Origin of the sequence: Mesorhizobium sp. M7A.F.Ca.CA.004.04.2.1, from assembly GCF_004022825.1 — a bacterium.
In the GTDB taxonomy this organism is placed as follows: domain Bacteria; phylum Pseudomonadota; class Alphaproteobacteria; order Rhizobiales; family Rhizobiaceae; genus Mesorhizobium.
In genome coordinates this window covers 1-4,588 of sequence record NZ_RZPH01000449.1, presented here as the reverse complement: position 1 = coordinate 4,588, position 4,588 = coordinate 1, and the positions used below count along the sequence as shown (strand labels likewise).

Below are 4,588 nucleotides of genomic sequence, written 5' to 3'. Positions count from 1 at the left end.
GTCCGACACCGGCTCTTCGTCGCTGGAAAAGACATCTGCCTCGTCCTCCGCCTCGTCGGCATCCATACCTGGAAGAGGCGTGTCGGCGCGAGCCGGCTGGGAAGGCGCCGGCGTCGCCCTTTGCCAGCTCGGCTCGACCTTGGCGGCAGGTGGTGGCGCGGGCTGATAAGATTCAGGCTTTGCAGCGGGCGGTGCGGGCCAGGCCGATTCGGCCTTGGCCGGCTGCCGTGTATGGCTCGGCTGATTCTTGTTGCGATCGATCGATGAAAAGATGTGTTCCAGCTCCGCCAGCGGATCGGTCTCCGGCAGGCTCTTGGCATAGTCCCGCTCGACACTCGCGATCGCGTCTTCCAGCGAACGCATCTGCGTGGCTATGGCTTCGGCGGCCGGCGGCGGCGAATATTCCTCAAGCTTCTTCGCCAGCATGGTGCGAACGCTGGCATAGATGCGCGTACGCTTTTCCGGCGTCTCGTCGCCATGCTTGCCGAGCGCCTTTTTCAGAATAGCAACGTAATCTGCCATGCTTCAGTCGACCTGTATTTTGTTTCCGCGCCGGCCCCCGCAAATCGGCCGCGATGCCCGGAAAGGCTTCAGAAACTAGTCTTGAAACGGATCGGTCACAAGTATCGTGTCGTCGCGTTCCGGGCTGGTGGAAAGGAGTGCTACCGGGGCACCGATGAGCTCCTCGATGTAGCGGACATACTTGACGGCCTGGGCCGGCAGATCGTTCCAGCTGCGCGCGCCGGCAGTGGTGCCTTTCCAGCCCTCGAGCGTCTCGTAGACCGGTTCGACACGTGCCTGGGCGCCCTGGCTGGCCGGCAGATAATCGATCATCTCGCCGTCGAGACGATAACCCGTGCAGACCTTGATCTCGTCCAGCCCGTCAAGCACGTCGAGCTTGGTCAGCGCGATTCCCTTGATGCCGTTGACAGCGACGGCCTGGCGTACCAGCACCGCGTCGAACCAGCCGCAGCGGCGCTTGCGGCCGGTGACGACGCCGAATTCATGGCCGCGCGTGCCGAGGAATTCGCCGACCTCGTTCTTCTGCTCGGTCGGGAACGGACCCTCGCCGACGCGTGTCGTATAGGCTTTGGTGATGCCGAGCACATAGCCGATGGCGCCTGGGCCGACGCCGGAGCCGGCGGCAGCCTGTCCGGCAACCGTGTTCGACGAGGTTACGAACGGATAGGTGCCGTGGTCTATGTCAAGCAGCGTGCCCTGCGCGCCCTCGAACAGGATACGCTCGCCAGCCCGGCGCTTGTCGTCGAGGATCTTCCAGACCCGGTCCATATAGGGCAGGATGTCGTCGGCGACCGAGGTCAATTCCTGCATGATCGCGTCATGCGTGACTTCCGCATGGCCAAGCCCCCTACGCAGCGCATTGTGGTGCGTCAGCAGCCTGTCAACCTTCACGGGCAGTGTTTCCAAATCCGCCAAGTCCATCACCCTGACCGCGCGCCGGCCCACCTTGTCCTCGTAGGCGGGGCCGATGCCACGACGGGTCGTGCCAATCTTCGTCCCGGAATTGGATGCGGCGTCCTCACGGAATCCGTCCAGCTCCCGATGCAGGGACAGGATAAGCGCTGTGTTTTCGGCTATTTTCAGGCGATCCGGTGCGACTTCGACACCTTGCGCCTTGAGCTTGGCCACCTCGGCGACGAAAGCATGCGGGTCGAACACGACGCCATTGCCGATGATGGACAGCTTGCCCTGGCGCACGACGCCCGACGGAAGCAACGACAGCTTGTAAACCTTGCCGTCGACGACCAGCGTATGGCCGGCATTGTGGCCGCCCTGGAAACGCACCACGACATCGGCCCGCTCCGACAGCCAGTCGACGATCTTGCCCTTGCCTTCGTCACCCCACTGCGAGCCGACGACCACCACATTGGCCATGTTTCTTTTCCCTTGAGACGCCGCCAAGCGGCTTGAATATGGTTCGAAACGACAGGCCTCTATAACGTCAAGACCTCGCGAGCGCGACCTTTCTTTGCCGTCGAAAATGCCCTGAGGCACAACAATTTTCGGCTTTGACATCATTTACTTGGGCGAGTGACCGCAATAGGCCGGCAAACACCGCAGCTCCGGCGACTGGAATCCCGCGATGCATCGAAGCGCCTACATATTCCTGCTGCTCACCACCTTGCTCTGGGGCGGAAATTCGGTGGCCGGCAAGCTGGCGGTCGATCACGTCTCGCCGATGACGCTGGTCTTTCTGCGCTGGGTGCTGGCCGTGGCGATCATGCTGCCCATCGGCTGGAAGACCATCCAGAAGGACTGGCCGGTCGTCCGCAAGCACTGGTTCGTGCTGGTCGCCCTCGGCGCCAGCGGCTTCACCCTGTTCAACACCATCTTCTACACGGCGCTCAACTACACGACAGCGATCAATGTCTCGATCGAACAGGCGGCGATGCCGATCCTGATCATGACTGCCAATTTCGTCTTCTTCCGCCTGCGCGTGAACTGGGCGCAGATTGTCGGCGTCGTGCTGACCATCGCCGGCGTGATCCTCACCGCCTGCCATGGCGACCCGCGCCGGTTGTTGACGCTGGAACTCAATTTCGGCGACGCCATCATGCTGGTCGCCGTGTTTCTCTACAGCGGCTATTCGGTCGGACTGCGGTTGAAACCGGTGATGCATTGGCAGAGCCTGATGCTGGCCCTGTCGGTTGCGGCACTCGTCACTTCGCTGCCGTTCTTCCTGTGGGAGGTCGTCGCCGGCAAGGTCATCATGCCCGATGCGCGCGGCTGGACCGTCATCGTCTATACGGCGATCGGCGCCTCCGTCGTTTCGCAGATCTTCTACATCAGAGGCAACGAACTGATCGGCGCCAACCGCGCCGGCCTGTTCATCAATCTGGTGCCGATCTTCGGCACGCTGCTGTCGGTGCTGATCGTCGGCGAGACGTTCCACCTCTATCAGGCACTGGCTTTGGTGCTCGTGCTGGGCGGCATCGGGCTTGCCGAATACAGCGGGCGCAAGATGGCGGTGGCGGACCACCGCAGATGACATGTGGCGGCTGACGCTCTCCCCGTTGCAGCGATTCACGCGAACAGCATGGATCTAGCCAATGGCCCGGAAACAGCGGCATAAACCCTGCCGCGTCCTCACTTGGAACATTTCACCTCCAGCGGAGTTTGAACGGCAGGGAGGCGACATGATGAGCCCGAACCCTCGCAGCACGGCAAGCATTGCCGGTCACCCTATCCATCCCATGCTGATTCCGTTTCCGATTGCCTTTTTTGTCGGCGCCTTCGTTTGCGATCTTATCTTCTGGCGAACAGCCGATCCCGGATGGGTCACCGGGTCGCTTTGGCTTCTCGGCGCAGGCCTGATCGATCATGGCAGCCCTGGCTGCGCTTGCCGGCCTGACGGATGTTCTCGGCGATGTTCAGATCCGCAATCTCACGACGGCATGGCTCCATGCCGGCGGCAATGTACTCGTCGTGTTGATCGAGCTTTACAACTGGTACTCGCGGTATGCCGGCGGAGCGGCGGCCGTGATGCCAACCGGCTTCGTCCTATCGCTGATCGTGGTTCTCATCCTGCTGTTTACGGGCTGGAAGGGTTGGGAACTGGTCTACCGACATCGCGTGGCTGTCTCCGATGGATCCGACGAGTTGACCTGAACCGGCCGCCGCGGCGGCCGGCCTCAACGAGGGGGTCGGCGACCGCCTGTCCTCGATCACATCGCGTTGATGTCGAACTGCAGCCGCTTGGCCGAGTCGATCGACTTATGCGCCTTGACCTTTTCCAGCACGGCTTCCGGGAACGGCGCGTCGAGATAGAGCAGCGCTATGGCATCGCCGCCCGGCCGGTTGCGGCCGAGCTGGAAGTTGGCGATGTTGACGCCGTTCTCGCCGCAGACGGTGCCGAGCAGGCCGATGATGCCCGGCGCGTCGGCATTGGTGGTGTAGAGCATGTGCTGGCCGACCTCGGCATCGAGGTTGATGCCCTTGATCTGGATGAAGCGTGGCTTGCCATCCGAGAAGCATGTGCCGGCGATCGAGCGCGTCATGTGCTCGGTCTTCACCGTAAGCTTGATGTAGCCGTCGAACACGCCCGATTTGTCGCGCTTGACCTCGGCGACGATGATGCCGCGCTCCTTCACCATGATCGGCGCCGACACCATGTTGACGTCGGAGACCTGAGGCCGGATCAGCCCGGCGAGTGCGGCGCTGATCAGCGCGCGCGTATTCATCGTCGCGGTGGAGCCGTCGAACAGGATCTCGACCTCCTTGATCGGATCCTCGGTGACCTGGCCGACGAAGGCGCCGAGCACTTCGGCAAGCTTGACGAAAGGCTTCAGCCGCGGCGCCTCCTCGGCGGTGATCGACGGCATGTTGATGGCGTTGGAGACGGCGCCCTTGATCAGATAGTCGGCCATCTGCTCGGCAACCTGGAGCGCGACATTCTCCTGGGCCTCCGTCGTCGAGGCGCCGAGATGCGGCGTCGCCACCACATTCTCCATGCCGAACAGTTCGTTGTTCTCGGCCGGTTCGACCTCGAAGACGTCGACGCCGGCGCCGGCCACCTTGCCGCTCTTCAGCGCCGCGATCAGGTCGGCCTCGACGCCCAGCCCGCCAC

Annotated in this window: 3 protein-coding genes and 2 pseudogenes; 2 read left to right on the top strand and 3 right to left on the bottom strand. The window is 62.7% G+C overall.

Annotated features, from left to right (window positions below; translation table 11 throughout):
- Window positions 1-522: pseudogene (locus EN893_RS19760) on the bottom strand (hypothetical protein); the annotation flags it as partial.
- 75 nt (window positions 523-597) lie between these two features.
- Entirely contained in the window at window positions 598-1,896 is a 1,299-nt protein-coding gene (locus tag EN893_RS19755; protein WP_127267133.1) for an adenylosuccinate synthase, read from the bottom strand.
- A gap of 208 nt (window positions 1,897-2,104) precedes the next feature.
- Here EN893_RS19755 and EN893_RS19750 point away from each other — a divergent pair, with 208 nt between their 5' ends.
- Window positions 2,105-3,010, top strand: a complete 906-nt coding sequence (locus EN893_RS19750) for a DMT family transporter (RefSeq protein ID WP_127267134.1) — start codon at window positions 2,105-2,107, stop codon at window positions 3,008-3,010.
- A gap of 151 nt (window positions 3,011-3,161) precedes the next feature.
- Window positions 3,162-3,630 (top strand): annotated as a pseudogene (locus tag EN893_RS19745) (DUF2231 domain-containing protein).
- A 56-nt stretch (window positions 3,631-3,686) separates the two neighbouring features.
- Here the strand turns inward: EN893_RS19745 and EN893_RS19740 are convergent.
- Window positions 3,687-4,588, bottom strand: a 902-nt coding sequence (locus EN893_RS19740; protein ID WP_281062492.1) for an NAD(P)-dependent oxidoreductase, incomplete at its 5' end; no start/stop codon positions are given.

Bases quoted from the DNA above. Each gene is read 5' to 3' on its own strand.
- EN893_RS19755 (WP_127267133.1), bottom strand. From the start codon at position 1,896: ATGGCCAATGTGGTGGTCGTCGGCTCGCAGTGGGGTGACGAAGGCAAG.
- EN893_RS19750 (WP_127267134.1), top strand. From the start codon at position 2,105: ATGCATCGAAGCGCCTACATATTCCTGCTGCTCACCACCTTGCTCTGG.